At 43.8% G+C, this 22,097-nt stretch carries 16 protein-coding genes; 6 read left to right on the top strand and 10 right to left on the bottom strand.

Annotated features, from left to right (window positions below; all coding sequences use genetic code 11):
- Positions 1-13: 13 nt before the first annotated feature.
- The gene (locus tag M2444_RS12585; protein WP_280787122.1) at positions 14-1,468 is read right to left on the bottom strand and encodes an aryl-sulfate sulfotransferase; all 1,455 of its coding nucleotides are present in this window, start codon (positions 1,466-1,468) and stop codon (positions 14-16) included.
- Positions 1,469-1,496: 28 nt separating this feature from the next.
- On the bottom strand, positions 1,497-2,042 hold the full coding sequence (locus M2444_RS12580) for a MarR family winged helix-turn-helix transcriptional regulator (protein ID WP_094877271.1): 546 nt from the start codon (positions 2,040-2,042) through the stop codon (positions 1,497-1,499).
- A gap of 405 nt (positions 2,043-2,447) precedes the next feature.
- Here M2444_RS12580 and M2444_RS12575 point away from each other — a divergent pair, with 405 nt between their 5' ends.
- Genes M2444_RS12575 through M2444_RS12565 form a run of 3 tightly spaced genes read left to right on the top strand, consistent with a single transcriptional unit; the run spans position 2,448 to position 4,946 of the window.
- On the top strand, positions 2,448-3,194 hold the full coding sequence (locus tag M2444_RS12575) for a metal ABC transporter ATP-binding protein (RefSeq protein WP_094877257.1): 747 nt from the start codon (positions 2,448-2,450) through the stop codon (positions 3,192-3,194).
- Positions 3,187-4,029 carry a metal ABC transporter permease gene (locus M2444_RS12570; protein ID WP_094873831.1) on the top strand — a complete coding sequence of 281 codons (843 nt, stop codon included), beginning with the start codon at positions 3,187-3,189 and terminating at the stop codon, positions 4,027-4,029. The genes M2444_RS12575 and M2444_RS12570 overlap by 8 nt, the downstream gene beginning before the upstream one ends.
- Entirely contained in the window at positions 4,026-4,946 is a 921-nt protein-coding gene (locus M2444_RS12565; RefSeq protein ID WP_094873829.1) for a metal ABC transporter substrate-binding protein, read from the top strand. Before M2444_RS12570 ends, M2444_RS12565 begins: the two co-directional genes overlap by 4 nt.
- 59 nt (positions 4,947-5,005) lie before the next feature.
- On the opposite strand, the gene M2444_RS12560 is transcribed toward M2444_RS12565, so the two are convergent.
- The 5 genes from M2444_RS12560 to M2444_RS12540 all read right to left on the bottom strand — a co-directional run bounded on the left by M2444_RS12560 (position 5,006) and on the right by M2444_RS12540 (position 16,208).
- The gene (locus M2444_RS12560; protein ID WP_280787121.1) at positions 5,006-6,475 is read right to left on the bottom strand and encodes a stalk domain-containing protein; all 1,470 of its coding nucleotides are present in this window, start codon (positions 6,473-6,475) and stop codon (positions 5,006-5,008) included.
- A gap of 35 nt (positions 6,476-6,510) precedes the next feature.
- Entirely contained in the window at positions 6,511-8,187 is a 1,677-nt protein-coding gene (locus M2444_RS12555) for a FecR family protein (protein WP_280787120.1), read from the bottom strand.
- Positions 8,184-9,944 carry a CHASE2 domain-containing protein gene (locus M2444_RS12550; protein WP_280787119.1) on the bottom strand — a complete coding sequence of 587 codons (1,761 nt, stop codon included), beginning with the start codon at positions 9,942-9,944 and terminating at the stop codon, positions 8,184-8,186. The genes M2444_RS12555 and M2444_RS12550 overlap by 4 nt, the downstream gene beginning before the upstream one ends.
- Before the next feature lie 16 nt (positions 9,945-9,960).
- The gene (locus tag M2444_RS12545) at positions 9,961-10,179 is read right to left on the bottom strand and encodes a hypothetical protein (RefSeq protein WP_143812201.1); all 219 of its coding nucleotides are present in this window, start codon (positions 10,177-10,179) and stop codon (positions 9,961-9,963) included.
- A gap of 167 nt (positions 10,180-10,346) precedes the next feature.
- Positions 10,347-16,208, bottom strand: coding sequence for an S-layer homology domain-containing protein (locus tag M2444_RS12540; RefSeq protein WP_280787118.1), 5,862 nt, complete (start codon positions 16,206-16,208; stop codon positions 10,347-10,349).
- A 255-nt stretch (positions 16,209-16,463) separates the two neighbouring features.
- On the opposite strand from M2444_RS12540, the gene M2444_RS12535 reads away from it, so the two are divergent.
- Positions 16,464-16,853, top strand: a complete 390-nt coding sequence (locus tag M2444_RS12535; protein ID WP_094874219.1) for a hypothetical protein — start codon at positions 16,464-16,466, stop codon at positions 16,851-16,853.
- Between the two features lie 107 nt (positions 16,854-16,960).
- Here M2444_RS12535 and M2444_RS12530 read toward each other — a convergent pair whose 3' ends face one another.
- The 3 genes from M2444_RS12530 to M2444_RS12520 all read right to left on the bottom strand — a co-directional run bounded on the left by M2444_RS12530 (position 16,961) and on the right by M2444_RS12520 (position 20,112).
- Positions 16,961-17,992, bottom strand: coding sequence for an AI-2E family transporter (locus M2444_RS12530; RefSeq protein ID WP_094874218.1), 1,032 nt, complete (start codon positions 17,990-17,992; stop codon positions 16,961-16,963).
- A gap of 167 nt (positions 17,993-18,159) precedes the next feature.
- A complete protein-coding gene (locus M2444_RS12525) occupies positions 18,160-19,344 on the bottom strand; it encodes a polysaccharide deacetylase family protein (protein WP_094877252.1) in 1,185 nt (394 codons plus the stop codon).
- Positions 19,345-19,554: 210 nt separating this feature from the next.
- Positions 19,555-20,112 (bottom strand): GbsR/MarR family transcriptional regulator, encoded by a 558-nt coding sequence (locus tag M2444_RS12520; protein ID WP_094874216.1) that lies wholly within the window; start codon positions 20,110-20,112, stop codon positions 19,555-19,557.
- A 219-nt stretch (positions 20,113-20,331) separates the two neighbouring features.
- Between M2444_RS12520 and M2444_RS12515 the strand changes: the two genes are divergently transcribed.
- Entirely contained in the window at positions 20,332-21,213 is an 882-nt protein-coding gene (locus M2444_RS12515) for a carbohydrate ABC transporter permease (protein WP_094877270.1), read from the top strand.
- Positions 21,214-21,237: 24 nt separating this feature from the next.
- Positions 21,238-22,083 carry a carbohydrate ABC transporter permease gene (locus tag M2444_RS12510; RefSeq protein ID WP_094877251.1) on the top strand — a complete coding sequence of 282 codons (846 nt, stop codon included), beginning with the start codon at positions 21,238-21,240 and terminating at the stop codon, positions 22,081-22,083.
- Positions 22,084-22,097: the final 14 nt, after the last annotated feature.

Below are 22,097 nucleotides of genomic sequence, written 5' to 3'. Positions count from 1 at the left end.
CCCCTCAAATTTGTCAATTGGCTTTGCGGCTACTACCTTCATCTGTCGTCGCCACACAAGCAGCTCCCTCAACAAACGGCAGGGTTGTCGCTACACTCACTACGGAATCCGAACCTTTAGGTGCGGCCCCCGGTACTCTGAACTGCGTTACATCTATCGGCTCAATCGCTTGTTCTTCCGGCTTCTCCAGCTGTGGTACCCATGCATATGGCACACGATAGGAACGATAAACCATGTTCGTATTTCTGGAGTCAATAAAAGGTGAGATGTATTCCCACACCAGTTCATGTTCTGGCGTAACCTCGAAAAGTCTACCGTTAGATCCTTCTGTAATTAAGGTATTGCCATTCAGCAGCCGCTGGGCTGAGCTGATATAAGGACTGTAGAATTTATAAGAATCCGTCGGAACGGAGAAGCCTGCTTCTGCCGCGGTATACTGCCATTCAATTTCGAGTGTTACTGGATTAATCTCCAGAATTCGTGAGTAGTCGCGGAGTGCATTTTTTTGCCCAAAGGGTGAAGATGGATTGGGAAGACCATAACCGCCCCAACCTCCGTTATCAAATACGAGTAAGTTTCCTTCTCCCGGCAAGCCCTTCGGAATGATGTGGGCGTGATGCTGGCCAATGATCCAATCGATAGACTTCAATTCTGGTATTGAGTAGTCTGGACCGATTCTCCACACGATGGCCCCGGTACGCTTATCTGTAATTGCGATAATATTCGCTTCCCGCGCATCCCAGATCACGTTATCTGGATGGAAACGCTCATCACCTGCATCATAAAACTTATTAGGTCCTACATAGGAAGCTGAATTGATATGCAACCAGTCACCCACACCGCCCCCCAAATTTCCGAAGGAACGTGAGTTAGGATCACGGAATAGGACATTTTTTGCCGCTTCATCAAAGCCCAACTCTGCAAAATGTTCATTTGGAGCCCACTCCCAAACGATATTCCCTTCCCAATCCACCTCGATAATCGTGTCATCCAGCAACTGCTTGTCGGAAATTTGGTGGTTGTAAATATTTTTGTGAGCGAGGATTAGGGTATTGCCGCCATCTACCTTTGGCTCCAGCCCTGGTGCAAAATAACCGACTGGATTACCTTCACGCTGATAGTCATGATGCTGACGGGCATACCAGAGCGCTTCATAACCCGGATCTTCTATATGCTCGTAGCTGTTGTATTTCCACACGATGTTACCATCCCAATCGACCTGCACCAGATCTACATTATCCTGAATACCAAATTTCGGATCTCTTCTGCCAGTGCTGCCTAGCACATAACCACCAGGGAAGATTTTAGCCGGAAACCCGAGCAGCCCCTTCCACAGATGCACTTCTTTACCGTTCATATCAATCAGAACAACGCCCTCTTCACCCGCTTGAAATACGGTATAACCACTCCATGCTTTGCCCGGATTATATACGGTTGCTCCAGTTGGATATATCGTTGAATGTCCCATAATTTATCTCTCCTACATTTGATTTATTTTAATAGCTAAGATAATTGCTTTTCTTGGTGACTGCCCGTGGCTTCTGTTCAAGGCTCGGTGAGGACTCGGCCTCCGCATTCTCCTTCGCCAGCTTCAGCAAGGTATCTGAGAATCCTTCAAGATTGCTGATGATTCGCTGATAAAAGTGACTTTGCTGCGTCAATTCCTCTTCCGTAAACCCCTCAAACAGAAGCGAGATACATCGTTCCCCAATATTGCTGTTAAGCTCCGCCATTTCCCGGCCTTTGTCTGTGATGTCCAGCATCACCGTCCTGCGGTCCCCTTCCTTACGTTTGCGTACAGTAAATCCACCTGCCTCAAGCTTATCGCTCAATGCAGTGATCGCACCTGACGTAAAGTCCAGTTCATCCGCTAAATCACCAAGCCGCTGTTCGCCTTCGCGAATGATTTTTTGCAGAATCAGCATACCTGGCAAGGAGATCCCTTCCACAGTGACCTTATCCCGCTCCTTTACGAACCTGCGGACCACCTTGCGGAATATCCAATCTGTCTCCTCCACCTGTCTCCAATACGTATCGCTCATGCCTACCTCATCTTTCTCCTTATCGGCCAACAAAAAAAGACTCCCAGCACATACCCCTGTCAAGGTAAAAGTGCGGGAGCCTTTGGCGGTCCAATCGGCTCGGATAAATTATTTCACTGTTCATTTAATTAGTGTTTAAGGATTGGTGATATCATATACCCCTTTATTCCTACCTGTCAAGTATGTATTTTAAAATATAGAAAAAAAGCCCCTATAGTGAAGCAGATCAAAAGCTTGTTCCAATCCAAAATCAAATAAAATTCAAGCTTTTTAATTGACATTTTGCCCATTGTTAAATATATTGTACCTAAGAATAAATGTTTACCTAGGGAAACAAATTAGATATTTAAAATAAATGTTTCCAACAGGAAACAAATCATTGAATATAAAACGAGGAGTTTTTTTATGATCCAAATCAGAAACCTAAACGTGGATTATTTCGGTAATTCAGCGCTAGAAGATGTAAACATAGATATTCCTTTTGGGTATACGATCGGAATTATCGGGCCCAATGGTGCAGGGAAATCTACATTTATTAAGTCATTGTTAGAGGTGATAAAAAAGAGAACAGGATCCGTTATGGTCGAGGGTAGAGATATTGCTGAGTACAAACGGAAGATCGCATATGTGCCACAAAAGAATGACATTGATCTTACTTTTCCAATCACAGTAAAAGATACCGTACTAACTGGAACCTACCCAAATTTGAGAATCTTCCAGCGCCCAGGCAAAAAAGAGCGGCAAACCGTTGAGGAATGTATGGCCATGGTCGATATCAGTGATCTTGCGAATAAACAAATCAGCAATTTGTCTGGGGGACAACTACAAAGGGTTTTTATTGCCAGAGCGCTTGCACAACGGGCAGATGTATTTTTTTTAGATGAACCTTTTGTCGGCATAGATCTAGTCAGTGAGAAAATTATTGTAAAGCTGCTTAAACAGCTCCGCGAAGAAGGAAAAACTATACTTATCGTTCATCACGATCTGCATGAGGTGGAAGAATATTTTGATAAAGTAATCATTCTTAATAAAAAACTCATTGCCTTTGGTGATGTGAAAGACACCTTTACAGCCGATAATATCCTCAACGCATACGGGGCCTCCTTAGGTAATCTGGTGATCAAAGGGATGGGAGGAACAGCGAATGATTAATTATTTGTCAGAGTTATTAAACATTCCAATCTATGCACTTAATGCGGGATTGTCTGCTATCATTCTTGGCATTGTCTCAGGCGTTCTAGGAAGCTTTATTGTGCTCAGAAAGATGTCATTAATGGGCGATGCTTTATCTCATGCTGTATTACCAGGTGTGGCGCTCTCTTATATTCTAGGGATCAACATTCTTGTGGGCGCTTCATTGTTTGGACTGTTAGCGGCAATTCTCATTCAATTTATTACAAGTCGCAGCAATATTAAAAGTGATACCTCGATCGGGATTATTCTCAGCTCATTTTTTGCTCTAGGAATTGTCCTCATCACTTTCGCCAAAAGTGGGCTTGACTTAACTCATATTTTATTTGGTAATATCTTGGCCGTCCCGCAGTCCGAGTTAACGCAATCCTTTATTATCATGCTTGTTGTTATAGCCATCATTTCATTGTTATACAAAGAGCTTTTGATTAGTTCGTTTGATCCTGTCGTCTCTAAGGCCTTCGGTTTGAAAACAGGGTTCTATCATTATCTATTGATGATGCTGCTATCCGTGGTTACCGTGTCCTCGCTATCTCAAGTAGGTATTGTGCTTGTGATTGCAATGCTGGTTATTCCAGCAGCTACATCGTATCTTTGGACAAATAAGCTGTTCCACATGATTCTCGTTGCTTCTACCATCGGTGCTGTATCTGGAATTATAGGTGTGATCCTAAGCTTTAGATTCAATTTACCTACAAGTGCCACCATTGTTCTGGTAGGCGTAAGTTTGTTTGCTATATCATTTATTATCTCGCCCAAAAATAATTTTCTAAGAAAAGGGGTTAAACAAGGATGAAAAAAACAATAAAGATGCTCTCTTTGACAATGTTCATCTTACTATTTACTGCATGTTCAAACGTTAGTGAGGGAGAAGGAAACAACGACAAATTAAAAATTGTTGCCACATACTCCATTATCGCGGATATGACTGAAAACATTGTAGGGGAAAAAGCTGAGGTATACAGTATGGTTCCCATCGGAACAGACCCGCATATGTACGATCCATTACCGAAGGATACAAGTAAAGTATCTAACGCAGATTTAGTTTTTTATAACGGATTAAACCTGGAAACGGGTAAGGGATGGTTTAAAGATCTATTAGATGTCACCAACAAAAAAGAGGTTGCCTTTGCTGTTTCAGATGAAGTAACCCCAATGTTCCTAACAGAAAAAGGCAAAGAAACTCAAGAAGATCCTCATGCCTGGCTCGATATTCAGAATGCGATTAAATATGTAGATATCATCACTAAACATGTCATCGAAAAAGATCCGGACAACAAAGATTTTTATCTGAATAACCAATCAGAATATGTAAAGAAGCTTAATGAATTGGATCAATATGCAAAAGAAGCGGTAGAAAAAATCCCGCAGGAGAAACGTATTTTGGTTACAAGCGAAGGGGCATTTAAATATTTTTCAAAAGCCTACGGATTTAAATCCGCATTTATATGGGAGATCAATACGGATAGTCAAGGTACGCCAGAACAAATGAAAAACATCATTAACATTATTGAGGAGAATCAAGTGCCCGCTTTGTTTCTGGAAACGAGCGTGAATCCGAAAACAATGGAAACGATCTCCAATGAAACGGGAGTGCCGATTCATTCCAAGATTTTTACCGATTCTTTAGCGAAGAAAGGCGAAGAGGGTGACACATACCTTAAAATGATTAAATGGAATATTGATAAAGTCATTGAAGGATTAGCGTCATAAAAAAGGCTGTCGAGAATTTTCTCGACAGCCTTAACTCCTGTAAAGGACATAGCGGATAATTATCGTCCAGTTTCGATTACAATTGCCTGACTATCCTCATCATAAACCTGCATAAAAGATGAAACGGTCGGCAAGTAATCGGCTGCTACATACAAAGTACCCTTTATGTTTTGCACATTAAGCCCCCCGTTTGGCTTTAGGGAAAGTGTCCACTCCCCTTTGCTAATCATCGTCTCTTTACTTCCCGCATCCCAACGAATATCCGCTCCCCATGAGCTAAATAACGCTCTAACCGGTAAATATATTTTACCCGACTCCTTAATTGGTAGAGTGGCAGTGTTTAACTTCACCTGCACTCCGTCCAACCATACTTGTATGTCCTTACCTGCTGGCATTAGCGAGACTGCATCAAGCAGATCAGCTTTGCTACGAAGTGGCTTAAGGGCTTGCAAGTCGAGTTCTAATACCTTTAACTTATTATTCAGCGTATCTGTCACATACAATTTCCCGGAGCCAAGCGCAACACCGGAAGGCTGATTAAACATCACTTGATCCAATGCTCCAACCTGATCTCCCGAGATGCCCTGTCCTGCAACTGTGATGACTCTTCCATCCTTCTGAATGGCCCGAACCCGATGATTTAGACTATCAGCAATCAGCAACACTCCATCGGCATAAGCCAGACCACGAGGACGATTGAATAATGCCGTCTGGCGATCGCCATTCTGGAACCCTCCAGCCATATAACCAGTCACTGGATCAATAGGGGTTGCTTTGCCTGCAAAGGTCTCAACCTTATCGCCTTTAATCCATCGGATCATCTGATTTCCACTGTCTGCCACATAGAGATTACCGGTTTCATCGAACACAAGACCCACAGGCTCATTAAACTTGGCCGAAGTCACCGCACCGTCCAAATAAGCACCATCGTTGCTCTGCTGACCCGCAAAAGTACTCACAACACCTTCCGGTGTAACTTTGCGAATCAGATGATTCAGCGTATCGGCTACGAATACATTGTTATTGCTATCTATCGCTAATCCGCCTGGGGCGTTAAATTGCGCCGCATTGGGTTGTCCATCTTTATAGCCAGCGATTCCCGTTCCTGCGAGGGTGTACACTTTTCCGTTCTCTATTTTACGGATTACATGGTTATCGGTATCACTGATATAGATATTGCCTTTACTATCAGCGGCAGTGTATGTCGGATGATTAAACAAGGCCTCTTCGCTCTTACCATCGGTATACCCTTCAGCATCATGTCCAGCTACCGTCTGTAGATCGCCATTACTCCACTTGCTGATAGTACCACTTCCAGATTGCACGATAATGAGATCATTGCTACCAGGTACGGTAACCACGCCCAACGGCTGCTTAAGAGAGGATACAGCATTCGACGAACCATTCTTGACGATACTCCCTTGAATGCCGTCCTTCGTGTTTTGTGCTGTTTCCGCCGCTACGATATTGGAAAATGTTGCGCTTATAAGCATAAATCCGCAAGCGATGGAGATAAGTTTCTTGTTCATTGCGTTATTTTCTCCTCTCAAGGGTTACCGCACCCTTAGAATTGCATATTTACATAGAGCCTGAGCTCGTCTATTACAATTTGCATAGAACCTTCATCTGCTACTATATTTTTCACAATGGGAATGATCACGATATATGGCTCAGAACCCATTGCGTTCAAGAATTCTGGCAAAAGTTTGAGCACAAAGGTATTCTCAGCGTTTCGAACCAGCGTGTAATCCCCGCTTTCCAGAGGATGAAGTTCTCCCCCAGACAATCCCGGCCGATATCCAATCTGCCCCGCATCATAACCCAGTGAGTGAATCGTAAACTCTGGAGCATCGCCTTCACCTACAACCTCGGTATAGTTAAAATGACTTGGAGCAACTTGTCCTTCGAAATAAAAGCCCTCATTGAATAGCTGTTGATCTTCTTCCTGAACCTCCCCGGAAAGAGCATTCTTTAACAAACCGCCACTAACTTTAATTTGAACTACAGACCCATAAGAAATTCGGTCCATTAGATAAAGAACCAGCTTGTTCTCTTCAATGATTACCTCACCTATTTCGAACATGCTCTCACTCTCACCCAACATAACTTTCACCATATTCCTGATCTCATTAGGATTAGAGTCATCTGCTATATTAAAAGCCAGTGGAGCTGTAAACGGCACAACAATCTTATTATCACGGATGAGATAATCATAGATATGGTCTCTAAATTCCTGCTGATCCAGCTCTGGTACACCGATAGGAGCTGGTGTTTCCGTTGGCACGGGAGTCTCGGTAGGTTCCGGCGTCGGCGTTGGTGATGCCGTTGGTTCCGGCGTCGGCGTTGGTGATGCCGTTGGTTCCGGCGTCAATGTCGGAGCTGATGTCGGCACAACCCCTTTGCCAGGACTAGCAGAAGTAGATACAGGATAGATAATCTGAGGCGCAGGCGCAGGCGTAGGTGTTGGTTTAAGCGCTGCCATAGCGTCTTTCTTTTGTTGTATTAAACGTTCGAGCTGATTCTTCATAACTTCGGTTAACATCTGTTCTTCCTGTAAGTATTTCATATGCTGTTCCAGAGCAAAAGGCGGCAATCCTTCCAAGGATAGCGGCTCCCTATTCCATTGTTGACCATTCATTAAAAGCTGCTGGGAAGCAGTAATCGAAAACGCACTAGCATTCGGATTTAAAGGCGAAGCCACGCGAACGGTTCCTTCCAAAACCCCCAGATATCCATTATTTCCTAGCCCTCCAATCAGAGCTGGATTCCCTTGATTAGGATTAACGCTAACAAAAAACTCTGTGCCCATAACGCCCATGATAGCCGTCGGTGTCTCAATCTCGAACCTGGAGTCGCCATCCAGCTTCTTCTTCACCTTAATCAAAACTTGCCCGTTTTGTAGCTTCAGGCTTGTTTTTCCACCCAATGCCTTTGCGCTTTCGACTAATTGGCTAATGGTAAGTGTCGTCCCTGCTCCAATCGTAACTTCTTTGTTAGCGTCGAGATCGAGATTAACTTGTCCATCAGAACCCGTTATAATCGTATCGCCTTGCGTAATCGCCATCCCTTTAAAAGCGTTAAATTTCTTCGTCCCCCCGCTCTTTTTCACCTCAGACTTTCCTGAGACTGTGGTTATTTTCCCCACCTTAACGCTGTCCTTCGCCTCTGTGACAACCGCTGGCCAAAGAATGCTGAATAACAGCATAAACGACAATGTAAGCTTTAACGACTTCACCTTCATCGCAATCCCTCCAATTCATAGACATGGATTCCTTGCTCCTTGCCCTTTACCTTGATCTCTCCTAATGAAACAGCAGATACTCTATCTTTTACAAAAGCGTAGGTAGCCTCACTGATGAGGATTTGCCCAGGCTTCGCATTGCTTTCCAATCGGGCCGCTGTGTTGACGGTGTCTCCAATCGCTGTATAATCCATCCGTGTCTTGGAGCCGATATTCCCAAATACAGCAGGGCCAGTATGTACCCCAATACCAAATTTAACGACCAGCCCAAACCGTTCGAACAGCTTTTGTTCCACCGCCGCCGAACCTTGCTTCATCGCCCACGCAGCCTTTACTGCTTGCATCGGATGATCCTCCAACAGCAATGGAGCATTAAAAATCGCTATCGTGGCATCCCCGATGAACTTATCCAGCGTGCCATCATACTTAAAAATACAACTCGCGGTCAAATCCAGATACTCATTCAGAATCTCAACAATCTCCTCCGGTTCAGCAGCCTCCGACAACGGGGTGAATCCGCGAATATCGACGAATAGCAAGCTCAACTCTCTGCGGCTTCCTCCAAGCTTCAGCCCTTCCTGACCGTTCTTGAGAATTTGATCCACTACCTGCGGGGCAACATATCGGCCAAAAATATCCGTAACTCTACGCTTCTCCATCAATTCTTCTAAATATTGAAAGGCTATCACGATAATGCAGCTAACGATTAGAAAAGGAATCACGTAACCTAGTGAAATTAACGTTCCATGGTCATAAAAATAACGACCCGCAAAGATAAGTAGGGCAATGATGACCACAATGACCACATAGGAATATAACATCTTCACCTTACGGAATAGTAGATAGGCTAGGAGCGCAACAAAAAGCAATACTGCCTCATTCCACTTCCAGTCCAGCACCCGTTTATAATTATCGTCCAGCAAAGATTGAATGATATTCGCATGAATTTCCACACCATATAATGTGTTTTTCCCGCTAATTGGTGTTAGGAAGTCATCCTTGAACCCTGTAGCATATGGCCCAATAAGTACAATTCTATTCTCGAAATAAGATGGCGGTACCTCTCCGTTAAGTACTGCCGAATAAGGAATCTCCTCAAAGGCTCCTTTACTGCCTGAATAGGGGATATAGAAACGTCCAAAGTCATCTAGCGGGAGCTTCTGTGGATCAGCAGTGCCCCCCATCACCTCTTGATATTTCTGAAAGACTGTCCATGACAAACTATGAATTGGCTTTCCTTTATAGTCAAAAGAATAAAGCACCTTACGTACCACACGGTCGGTGTCGGTAATGGTATTAATATGGGCGGTTGCAGCGGCAGCCTCCCTCAAGGCCTCAAACGGCTCAGACAGCTCCAGTGCTTCAATCTTTCCTTGCTCGGTATTAGGTGCAAAGGTACCATATATGGGCAGAATAACATTTCCCGCCCGAGCGACAGCCGCAGCGAACTCGGCATCCGCCTCGGGATCCTCCGAACCCACCGGGAACGTCAGGTCAAACCCAATTACGGCTGGATGTCCCTCGGAAAGTGTATCTAGCAGCTGTGCATGAACATTTCTGCTCCACGGCCAGCTGCCGAAGTCCTCCAAGCTCTGATCGTCTATCCCGATAATCGCAATGGTAGTGTCCACTGTGCGCTCGTGCTGCATCACGCGATCTTGTAACAGATGATCAATGGAGTCGAGACTCCCTCTATACAGTAGAATCGCAAAAATTACAGTTAGCAGAAGTAAAATATGTGCTAGCTTTACTCTCAAGGTTCGTTTCTCCAATCTATGTATTATAGGATGAGTCCGAGCCAGCACTATAATAAGCGGTTAAATACGTTGGTAATTGATAAGCAAAGAAGATGGGATCAGTGGATAAAACAATAAGGAATACAAGTACCCATGGTTGAATACCCATTCCTGTGCCAATTAGAAGAAGTGCTTTAACCAGGAGAATAACTGCCGAATCATCGCGAATGACAAGTGTAATTACGAAAGAAATCATTAGGACTGTCAGCAGGAAGTTAGATTATCTATTAAAAATTTATTCAAAAATATTATATATGAAAAATCATATAAATAGTAAGAATTTCCTACTTTCATAGAAGAAAAGGGATAAAAAATGACAAAAGCAGACCAGAGTTCCCTCTGTCTGCCTTTGCCAAACTATCCTTATAAATTGATTATTCCATATAACAGTTTTGCAATTTCAGCCCGGGTTACTTTGCCACGAGGATCAAAGTTATTGTCACCCTTGCCGTCAAGGATTCCCTTGGCTTTCAATTCACTTACCGCTCGCTTCGCCCAGTCCGATACGCTGTTCATATCCTTAAAGCTTGCAGTAGCAGCACCAGAAGAGTCTGAACCAGCTTTGTACTGTATCAATTTCTGGAGGACTACAGCCGCTTCTTCACGAGTTATCGCATCTTTAGGCCGGAACTTGCCATCACTGCCTTGAATGAGCCCAAGCTGGACCGCCTTGTCTATCGATGAGGCATAATATGCATCCTCAGATACATCTGCAAAAGTACTTTGTGCGATAGTTCCACTAGCCTCATCCAATCCAAGTGAACGAATGGCTAGTGTAACAAAATCCGCACGGGTTACATTAGCTTGTGGACCATAATGTGTATCGTCGATACCCATAATCACATGCTTAGCCGTCAGCTTGGAAATGTACGACTCTGCCCAGTGACCAGCGGTATCACTAAATTGCTTCTGGTATTCCAGTACCGCGAAGGAAGAGAAATGATCTGTTGTAAAGGTAACGGCATTACCTTTAAAAACGCCACCCAAATATGTCAAGGTACTGCCATTTACATAATAGACGCCTGCAAAATCAGTATCGATCTTAGCAAGCTGTTCCTTCGTCAGCGTCAATGTAATGGTAACAGCACCTTTAAACTGGTGAATAGCCGTTTCTTTGCCGCCTGCTGTGATACTAAGGTTCAGCGTAACGGCAGCTCTGGATGGACTCATTCCAGCGACATTGGTTGGTACAGATATCGTACTTGTATCAACACTCAGCAGCAGCATATCGCTTCCGGCTGGGATCGCTGGTAAAGAGCTTGTTGGTACGCTTAATGTAATGCTGGAAGATACAATATTCAGACTCAGCTTCTTGTCGGCAGCCTGTTGGATGCTCGCTGCGTCAAGTGCAAGTTTAATCTGATCTTGGGTCAAAGCGCCTTTGCCTAAGCTAATCTTGATATTTCCACCTGTCGCAGCTTCCTCTATCAGCTTCTTTAATGCTGCAGAATTAGCAATATACATACCGTCACTTCCGAGGGTCAGTTCAACGCTTCCTTTTTCCGCTACAGGGGTAGCTGTAGGACTCGAAGACACTGTAGGCACTGATGAACCTACTGGAGGTGCCGGTGTCACTTCAGGCGATGGCGATACCTCTGGCGTCGGTGTTGGCGTCGGTGTTGGCGTCGGTGTTGGCGTCGGTGTCACATCCTCTTTTCCAGTGTAAAAGCCCCAAATGTCTGAAAGCACACTGCCGGAGTGATCATCCTCGACTTTTGTATACCATTGGTAGTAACTATCCGGATTCCGTTTGCTCCAAGTAACCTGAGTCTCCGCACCGCTCTCTACTTGCTGATTGGCTGCGACTTTCTGATCGCTGTAGACCTTAACGCCGATATAATCGGTAGCTACACGTTTTGTCACAGGCTGTAGATCCAGATCTAATACGAACTCATCTTTGCCTGGGAATTCATTTTCATCATAATAATTATAATCATCTAAATAAGGCGAATAAGTCTTCACACGCAGCTTATTGTTAGCAATATCGAACTGAAGCAGACGAATATAACCAAGTCCACCCTCTTCAGCACCTTGATAGTCTGCCAGCATTTGATACACACTGCGATCCGGAATACCGTCACCGTTATCATCCAGCTCGTCGATCTTCAGCTCAGCATCATGATAATGACCGGATAACGCTGCGATTACGTTCTTGTTAGGTTTTACAACCATCTCAAAAATCTTATCCGCAATAGGTGCGCGGTTATTAGAAACCAGCAAGTATTCATGGAGGCAAAGAATCGCTTTGCGCTCTGGATAACGGGCAACGATCTCATTCATCCATTGAATCTCTTCTTCAGCCAATCCCCAGCCCATATATACGATAATAAAATCATTTCCGTTCGCAGATACCAAATCATAATGGCCCCGGTTGTTATCATAAGAGCCACCGAAGGTCGGCATATTCTTGAATCTCCACTCTCCAAAATACTCCCAGAACTTCGTATAATCCCCGGTTTGATGACCTACGTCATGGTTGCCCGCAAGCACACCATAAGGAATACCTGCATCCTCCAGAACCTTCATGTTCTGGTCCGCTTCCTTCCACTCGTACTCTTGATAGGATTTATCCACTACATCCCCTGTATGAATTACATATTTCAGGTTCAAATTATCCTTGTTGTCGGCTATCCACTTCACGTTCTTACGATAAATGTAAGGGTAGCTTTGGGAATAATATTGTGTATCCGACATCCATACAAAAGAGAAATCATAGGTGTCTTGCGTTACTGTGGGTGCAGTCTTAGCCACAGACGCAATCTCATCCTGAACCATAACAGCAATGCTATGTGCATTAGCAAATTGTCCTACGGTCACCGTCGATTTCAGCTCAAAATCCTCTGTTCCGGCGATCAAATGATCCAGCTGCACCCACTTCTCTTCAGCAGGACTCCAAGCATAGAGACTTACTTTACGACCTGGAAGTGAATTCCCCTTCCATTCAATATCCACACGATCTGTCGCCTTAACGGAATCATCAAGCTTAATTTCATAACGCTGATACGGGAATTGCTCTACAGCATCGTTGATTAAATACTGTCCGTCCACCGCGCTTATTTTACTGTAATCATCACCGCTAAGTGCTGTTTCACCCGCAGGTACGGATTGTTTCGGCGGCTCTGTATCGGATGCATTTATAAACCCAGCGAAACCTTGCTCAGGATGGTTAGCATCATACTTAAATCCTCTAAAGAAAGTAACATTCATCTTATCTTGGTTAGGATCTTCAACCTTAACCCTCAAAGTCGGATTAGTACCTACACCTGTCTCCCAGTTCGTAGGAGAAATAAGCTGGGGTGCAAATGGATTCTCATTCGGCACATCGAAGATAACTACTTTCTCTGCCTGATTGCCGATCTTGTCCAAGGCAGTGATAGAAAGCGTATGCTCTCCAGCCGTTAGCTTTCCGGAGGAAGTAGCATATGGAAGTTCAATACCTTTGCCATCGAGCTTCACGCTGACCTTGTCTACACCTGCGTAAGTATCCGTAATCTGAGCAGCAATTTCGAAATTACCACGATAAGTCTTTCCATCTTCAATCGATGCTTTGATGGATGGCGGCGTGTTGTCTACAATTACACTTGACGATACCTTAGATCCACCTTCAGTCAGTGTTACTTTATGTTCTCCATCAGCGGCTTCTTTAGTATTCCAGTCATACGCTTTCGAACGGAACAAATCCGATTTCAAATCGAACCGGAAACCGATAGATTCATGCTTACCTGCGCTGTCCCCCATCTTAATTTCTTTATCACGTTCTGCATAAGCAGGGTCCCAAATTTCAGTGCCGTCTGCAAGTAGTAGGCGTACATTTTTCACTTCGAAATCATCTTTATTCTCCTCGGGACGTGGGTCAAAAGGTGATGATTTAGAGCCCGCCCGAATGTAGATCACATTATCCGTGCCCACCTGTAAAGCGGCAGAGGAGATCGGGAAGGTCAATGTCGTATATGAAGTAATCGGGTCCATAAAGGTGTATAGAATGCTCGCATCCCCTAATTCTTCTGGTCCCATTGTGATGCCGTTTTTAAAATAATAATCCACATTTTTAGCTTCAAATACAAAGTAAGCATCATTCTCAAGCGCGGCATATGCCTCATGATTGCTGAGTACCTTATTATCGATGCTCAGGTCCACTGCATCAGCCTTTGCGGTGGCAGAGGTTCCTTTTACCGTCATAGAACCATGGATGAACTGCCCATCCTTCACATTCAAACGAAGCGCTGATTGATCAGGCCCTCCCGTAATTTTCACTTTCATTACCGGAGATTCGACCTCATTGGTGCCATCGGAAACGACGAAATAATACTGTATTTCATTTCTGCCAATCAAATCAGCCGATGATAACTTATAATGATACAAGCTATCGTTGAAGTCTTGGGATAGATTATGGCTGACAAAATCAGGCTGCTTGTCCGACGCTACCCTTACTTCTACAGATGTAATGGCTTTATTGTCATCAGCGAAAGCTTTCAAATCCAAACTCATCGACTGATCAATCTCCGTCACAGCAGTCAGATCATTCACCGTCGGATTTTCAGTATCCGGCTCTACATGGATCGGTGTACTAGGAACCAATCCTACATCCACTTGCCCTGGTGACGGAACGGCTGATCCTGTGCTAATCTTAAGCATTTTACTTTGCCCATTCACAGGATACTTGTATAGAAGCGCTTTATTTTCTTTGGTGTCGTCACCTTTAGCTCCACCCTCATAGGTGAGGTCAGCATCATAATACGCAGAGGAAATTTCTTTCTCCGTGTTGCTCTTGATTACGACTGCCCGGCGGCCAGAGTTCGCCATCCCATCACTTTTAATTAAAAAGAGGTTCGTGCCATCGATCAGATTCGTATTGAATTCTGTATTAAAATCATCAGCAGTGTATGTACTGTTAGCACTATTCATAATCCAGAACACCACAGACTGCTGTGCAGGAATGACGAAACTCTCTTTCGTAGAGGGCCACTTCACATCAGAAGCGTTGCCTTTATCAGGATAGCGATAATAGATCTTATAGTTCTTAAAATCAACCGGTGCATCCGTATTGTTATACACCTCAATGAATTCAAAAGCATCGGTGCTCGTTCCTTTTACATTCGTCGAATTCGGCAGCAGCTCAGTAACTAACAGCGGCGGCACATTGTTCGAATCAAACGCAGGCAGGTTCACTTGAACAGAATAATGCTCCGTAACATTGTTTACACGGATGCTGTAGTGCAGTTCCGGCTCTTCCAGCGCAGCCGCAGGAATCAACGCAGTGAACTGATTATCCCCCTTTGATGTCATAGTGATTACCGTATCTTTTGCCTGGGAAGGAGAGCCGTATTGCAGCTTCACTACCGGCAATGCTCCATCTGGGCCAATCTCTAGGTTCGTAATCTTCGCGGTGATAGGAAGATCAGCTGGATCTACACTGCTCTGCGTATGGTGTTCAATCAACGGCTGTTTGTCTCCAGGCACTGGTATAGGAAGTTGTTCGGGTTCTACGGTTCCAGGTGTCGCCGCAGCCTTTCCCGAAATCGCCATGAGACTCATCGTAGAGCTGTCAGCTTGTGAAAATTGATAGAAAATCCCGTTGTTTTCCTTCACCTGTTCTTTTCCATAAGAAGAAGAGATAATTAGGGCATCTCCTGCTTTGCTTTTAATTTGTAAGCTACGCGTATCAGTGTTAGCCATACCACCGCCACCGTTGATACGGAACAGGTTTACGCCTTCTTTCAAGGATGCTGAAGGATTAAAATTTTTGATGAAATCCTCGGCAGGAACATTCAGATTATTGCCGTTCATAATCCAGAAGACGATATTTCCATGCGCCGGGATTACAGCATCGCCGTTGGTTATCCATTTATCTCTGTTATAATAGTAAAAATAATAATCCTTAAAGTTTACTGGCTCATCCGTATTATTATAGACCTCAACAAATTCATAACCATCAACAGAGGATCCATCCGCACCTTTGACATTTTTAGTATCTGGAACAACCTCTGTAATAAGTAATGCTCCTGGATGAGCAGGTGTCGCATACACATCTGCCACTACTGTCGGTTGATTTAAAAGCGTATCGAGCTCAACCTGCTCGTCAAAATGTGCTCCTAATTCGGAAGAGGTCTGCTCTGTGTCCAGCTGCTGTTCTTCAGCATATCCTGCTGGAACCATTATCCCCAACATCAGACTACTTGCAATTACGCTGGATAGAAAACGTTTAGCTTTTGCTGTTATTCTCAAAACTCCGAACACTCCCCATTTGTTTAGTTATGACCCAGTGCATAAATATGCATTGAAGATCATCTGGAAAGTATACTAAGGATATATTATCGCTATATCATTTCAATGTTAAATCTTTAGGTTATCTTAAATATTGCTTAAGCTTGGACTCAGGTTTGCGGGTTACAATAGAAATAGGTTAAATCACAACCATCACAAACACATTCAACAGAAAACCATAAAACGTTATTTGTAAAATAAGAAAAGAGGACTCTAATGGATATAAAAAGAGTGATTATAGTAGGAACCGTAGTTATAGTGATGTCTTTCGGAAATGCTTGGAGTAGCCTTACTGCAAGCGCGAGTTCGCCTGCCCAATGGTCCACTGTAAAAGCTGCAGATCCAGACGAATTATTATTGAAAGCCCTTAACCAACCTACAGATGAAGATCTGTACGATGCCTTATATGATGGCAAGTCACTTCAAGATATTGCCTCAGAGCAAAACACAGATATTGAAGATGTGATCAATCTACAGGTAGCACAGCTAACAGAACAGCTAGATTCAAGGCTAGCTTCCGGAAGCATTACAGCCGAGCAGTATGCAGCACATACAGCCGAGCTGAGGGATATCGTTACGGAGAGCGTTCTCACTTCTTTCGGCTAACAAAGATACATACAGTGGCCGTACAACATTGCTCCGCGCCAACCATAAAGAGGGTGATCCGATAGCCATTTAATGGCTATCGGATCACCCTCTTCTTATATTCAGAGCTATTTAATTGAATTCTTAATTTCTATCTTGCTGTCTCTATTGATCTCCAGTATATCCAGGAAGAACACAAAAATTGGAATACCGAGAATTAGACCCCATACACCCAAATAATGCTCAGAGAATAACAGAACGATAAAGGTGTAGAACATCGGCAGGTTCATTTTGGATGACATCAGCTTAGGATTCAAGAAGTAGCCTTCAACAAAATGTAGTACAGCAATCATAACGAGTACATAGATCGTCATAGCCAGACCACCAATATTGTAGCCAATAATACACAGCGGAATTAGTGAAATTACAAAGCCTACCACCGGTATCAGACTAAGCAGGAAGATCATGATCGACAAGGCGAATAGATAAGGAAAACCTAAGATCCAGAGTCCAATCACCGTAAAGCATGTATTAAACAGCGCGATCAGTATTTGCGCTTCGATCACTTTACCAAAAGATGAGATGAATTTTCTACCGAAATACTCAAGCTCAACATAGAACCAGGAGATCTTGCTATCTTTAAGACGTGTAGTAAAATTGACAATTCTGTTCTTCTCAAGAATAAAGACAAAGCTCAGAATAGTAGATAATACGAAGCTGGTGCCCCAATTACTTATTTTCAGGACGTATTCAAGACCATCTTTCACATAAGACTGGTAGTTCAAATCCTTAAGCTGCGCAAATAAATACTGCACAATATCGTTCTGCGGAATATTTGCAGGGGTTAAACTGGTTAGAAAATTTGTTAACTGCTTAATCTGCGTAAAGACCTTCGGTAAATAATTCACTAAGGTCACTACGATCAGCGCAATCAGAGCTAAATACAGAATAACAATAATGACCTTACTGTTGACTGCCACATATTTATTGATCCGCTTCGTAAGCAGCACTTGAAAGCTATTCATTACATAAGCAATCAAAAATGTTAACAGTACTAAATTGAGCATATCTCTAATACTGAATAGCAGCAGGGCAACAAGACCCAAAATAAAAAAACGCCGGACCGTTAAATTCGCGTAATAACGCTTAAATACTTCCATCAGTTCTCTCCATTCGCCTACCAATTAGTACTCTTTTATAGTCTACAGTAAGGAATTCACTTATAGCAACTAGTGATTCGCCTAAATTGGCGAAATTTCTCACTTTTTGTAAACTCCTAAGGAACATAAGGGTAGATGACATCCATTCCATACAGTTCCTCAGCCTTTTATATTCCCCCAGTGGTGTGTAATAAATTAACGATCCGACTCTTCTGATCATAGTTGAGATCAATATGTAGATCTTTGCATAATTGTATAAATGGAACCATCAAGGTCCCTTTCCTCATTTCGGGCGCACTTCCTATCAGAGCTACTCTTTGGTTATTCAGGGTTAATTCCATGGGCGAATCTACATGTTTGATCTGCTCAAGGGTTTGAATTGCGGTTAGATTCTGACTTCCCCCGTTGATTCGAGAGGCGTTCCGGTCTGTTCTCGCATTGATCCCATCCTGAATTTTAAAAGTCAGCGTAATTCCGAGTGAGTCACAGGCGGATAGCAATCGGTCATTGTAAGATCCATAAGGAAAGGCAATCGCTGAATCGGTATTCCCCAGCTCTTCCTTCAGCCTTTGCTCTGCCTTGGCCAAATCACGAGTAACTCTGCTGTAGTACTCCGTATTCATTTCGTTTCTGTTCTCATCGTCGATATATAATAAGGCACTGGCCGCTGGCCGCTCCCCACCTTCAGCATCCACGATACCATAATGGTGTAAGTCATACGTGTGACTATAGAATCCCATCCCGTCCCGCTTCATTTCCCGCATCTGTTCCCAGGTAAGCTTCGGCACACTGTTCGGATTGGGGTGATCGATCGTAGACACGATAACAAAATTAACTGCCGTATAACCATATTTTTTTAAGATAGGAAAGGCAAACTCATAGAAGCTCTCATATCCATCATCAAAAGTCAGCAGCACCGCATTATCTGGAATCGAGCCATTATTCAGCATAAATGCTCGATATTGTTCCATCGTAATCACATGAAAGCCTTCTTCCTTTAGCAGCTTCATTTGATCCTCAAACCGATCAACCGATAATATCCAGGGAAACTGTGGCATCGGCTTCTCTGAAAGATGATGGTACATCAGCACAACTACATTGTCTCTGTAGTAAATGCCTTTCGGAAGTGGTCCCTGCTTCTGCCAGTCGATACGCATATTAAGCGCCTGTTCGGCAACAGCCTTGGGAATCATAAGCTCATCAGGCGAGGCCGGGTATGTAGCTACCGTCTTAATGATTTGACCGTTCACATTTATAGTAACTGCAGAAGACTCACGTTGATTGTTGATAATAGCAGCGAGGCTTATTAGCAGAACGATGACTAAAAGAATCATATATTTTTTCGTATGCACTCTTTGAATCTCCTTAAAATGATTTCTTATTCACTATGTAACTACATATTCGGTGACAGTTCCACCTACTTTTGGTTACATTTTCTTTTTATTTGGGTTCATACAATAAAAATAGGAGGCGAACCTTAAGCCCGAACTGGCTTGAGGAACACCTCCTGCAAATGGAGATCTATAAATAATTATATACATCTATATGTAATTATAGACAGTCTAAGGCCTATTCTTATCTGCAAAGTAATTCTCTTCGCCAAGCTCGTCCACAAACTGCTGCAGCCAATGATAATACTGAACGGCATGCTCCAGCTTTTCCAGATCCTTCAGACAGAATTGCCGCTCTTCCTCCGATGTATCCACAGCTTGAACCAATCCCTCCAGCTCAGGAATAACCATATCCAAAGCATGCCTCATGACATCAATCTCCCGCTGCAGCTTCATCCCGAAAAAGTTCTTAAAAGTCTGAAAGAAATCCGTTTCCACTGCATATAGATCCTTTCGATCCTGCTTCTCCTCCAGCTTGGTGACCATCTTGGAAGCCATCAAAGAACGAACTCCATAGCTCATATTACTCTTGCTCATATTCATCACTTTCTTCATTTCTTCAAGCGTCATCGGCCGGTCTTCAAAGAACATAATCCCATAAAGCTGCCCAAATGAGTAATTGGCACCATATAAGTCCATCGTCTGAGCAATCGCATCGATCATCGGACGCAGTAGCTGCTCACGTGGAGATAAGTCTCTATTCTCTTCACCATAGGCTACCTGTTTCATAGCTGCACCTTCATTCCACTTAGAATCTGTCCTTTTATTTTACACAAAATAGCAAGTACTTTCGCTAATCTCTTAAATTTTTACATAATCTCGCATCGATCTTTACGCCCGCTTGACCACGTAGCCGCCATATGAGTGTACAATTTTTTTTGAACGGAGGAGCTTTCCTCAGAATTATACCGCAAAAAACAGAAGATGGAATGGGGTATCGACAGAAATATGAAACGCTCAAGATTTATAGGTGAGTTGAAACCGGTGCTCTTTACCTTGCCGGCAATGATTCCATTCGTTGTATTTTGGCTTGCGCCATTACTTTATGTATTTTATCTCAGCTTTAATGAATGGGACTTCATGAGCCCTGAGAAAACCTTTGTCGGACTAACCAACTACCTGGATCTGTTCAGCAACCCTGCCTTCTATAAAGCACTAAGAGTAACCCTGTTATTCTGTGCGGGAAGTGTACTGCCCGTTATTCTGATCGGACTAGGACTAGCACTCCTGATGAATGGGAAACTGAAAGGCTCCACTCTCTATCAGGTGCTGCTTTTCTCCCCTTGGGTCACGCCGACAGTGGCGGTATCGATTGTTTGGTCCTGGATTTATGAACCGGAAATTGGCTTGGCCAATACCGTACTTGATTTCTTAGGTCTAGAAAAAATCGGTTGGCTTCAAGACCCGAAATGGGCGCTGCTCGGCGTTCTGCTCGTGACCATATGGAAATCGGTCGGTTGGGCAATGATTTTTTACTTGGTGGCACTCCGTAATGTTCCTTCTGATCTGCTGGAAGCTGCTGAACTGGATGGAGCAAATGTTGTTCAGAAATTCATTCGCATTATTTTACCGCTAATCTCGCCAACGACACTGTTTCTGTTCATCGTACAGATCATCGGGGCATTACAGGCTTACGACCAGATTAACGTACTCACACAAGGCGGACCGTCGGGTTCAACACGCACTTTACTCTATATGTATTATCAGTCTGCCTTTGAAGCTTTTCAGATTGGAGAAGCCTCAAGTGTCGCAATGGTTCTGGTATTTATATGCATGCTGCTCTCCGTAGTCTCACTAGAGGTTAGTAAACGGACAACCCATTATCAATAACAACTGCTGAAAGGAGAACGACTGATGAATGCAACGATCGTACGCGTGGGCACACTGGCCCGCCATCTATTTTTTGCAGCTATTGCACTGATCATGGCCTTCCCCTTCTATTGGATGGTCACCAGCGCCTTAAAAACCAATGATGAAATCTGGCAGTCTCCACCCACGATCTGGCCGAAAGAGCCGCTGTGGAGTAACTTTTCAGCCGCCTGGCACGAAGCCCCTTTCTTCAGATATATGGGCAATAGCGTATTTGTCGCCGTGTCGATTGTTATTTTGCAGGTGATAAATTCCGGGATGATGGCTTATGCGCTTACGCATATGAAATTCCGCTTCAGAGGGCTGTTCGCTGGGGTTATCCTTTTCGGCTATATGGTTCCTGCCACCGCCGTTTATCTTCCCGGATATTTGGTATTATCCCAGCTTCACTTACTGGATTCATATGCCGGGTTGATTCTATCTAACTGTGTAAGTGTCTTCTCCATCTTTCTAATTCGGCAAGCCTTCCTTCAGGTTCCCCATGAGCTGGTGGAGGCTGGAGAAGTAGATGGTTCCTCGCATATGCGGATTCTCTGGACCATTCTTGTCCCCATTACACGTTCTTCCTTTGCAGTGCTAGCCCTGATCACCTTCATTGATCAGTACAATAACTATTTCTGGCCAATGCTCATCACCAAAGATCCTAATCTACAGCTGGTCTCGGCCGGTCTGCGTAGTTTCTTCACTCAAGGAGGTGCTTACGGATTGAAATGGCCGCTGATCATGGCCGCTAGTGCATTCACCATCGCCCCGTTGCTGCTTGTATTTCTATTAGCTCAGAAAACGATCATGCAAAGCGTCAACATGACCGCTGGTTCCAGCAAAGGATAAGTTAACAATTCTAT

The sequence above is a fragment of the Paenibacillus sp. PastF-3 genome (assembly GCF_029893135.1).
GTDB lineage: Bacteria > Bacillota > Bacilli > Paenibacillales > Paenibacillaceae > Paenibacillus_AQ > Paenibacillus_AQ nitricinens.
The sequence above is the reverse complement of the archived record's forward strand: the minus strand, read 5'-3'. Positions and strand labels throughout refer to the sequence as shown.

Bases quoted from the DNA above. Each gene is read 5' to 3' on its own strand.
- M2444_RS12575 (WP_094877257.1), top strand. From the start codon at position 2,448: ATGATCCAAATCAGAAACCTAAACGTGGATTATTTCGGTAATTCAGCG.
- M2444_RS12560 (WP_280787121.1), bottom strand. From the start codon at position 6,475: ATGAACAAGAAACTTATCTCCATCGCTTGCGGATTTATGCTTATAAGC.
- M2444_RS12510 (WP_094877251.1), top strand. From the start codon at position 21,238: ATGAATGCAACGATCGTACGCGTGGGCACACTGGCCCGCCATCTATTT.
- M2444_RS12535 (WP_094874219.1), top strand. From the start codon at position 16,464: ATGGATATAAAAAGAGTGATTATAGTAGGAACCGTAGTTATAGTGATG.
- M2444_RS12585 (WP_280787122.1), bottom strand. From the start codon at position 1,468: ATGGGACATTCAACGATATATCCAACTGGAGCAACCGTATATAATCCG.
- M2444_RS12580 (WP_094877271.1), bottom strand. From the start codon at position 2,042: ATGAGCGATACGTATTGGAGACAGGTGGAGGAGACAGATTGGATATTC.
- M2444_RS12515 (WP_094877270.1), top strand. From the start codon at position 20,332: ATGAAACGCTCAAGATTTATAGGTGAGTTGAAACCGGTGCTCTTTACC.
- M2444_RS12555 (WP_280787120.1), bottom strand. From the start codon at position 8,187: ATGAAGGTGAAGTCGTTAAAGCTTACATTGTCGTTTATGCTGTTATTC.
- M2444_RS12530 (WP_094874218.1), bottom strand. From the start codon at position 17,992: ATGGAAGTATTTAAGCGTTATTACGCGAATTTAACGGTCCGGCGTTTT.
- M2444_RS12570 (WP_094873831.1), top strand. From the start codon at position 3,187: ATGATTAATTATTTGTCAGAGTTATTAAACATTCCAATCTATGCACTT.
- M2444_RS12520 (WP_094874216.1), bottom strand. From the start codon at position 20,112: ATGAAACAGGTAGCCTATGGTGAAGAGAATAGAGACTTATCTCCACGT.
- M2444_RS12565 (WP_094873829.1), top strand. From the start codon at position 4,026: ATGAAAAAAACAATAAAGATGCTCTCTTTGACAATGTTCATCTTACTA.
- M2444_RS12545 (WP_143812201.1), bottom strand. From the start codon at position 10,179: ATGATTTCTTTCGTAATTACACTTGTCATTCGCGATGATTCGGCAGTT.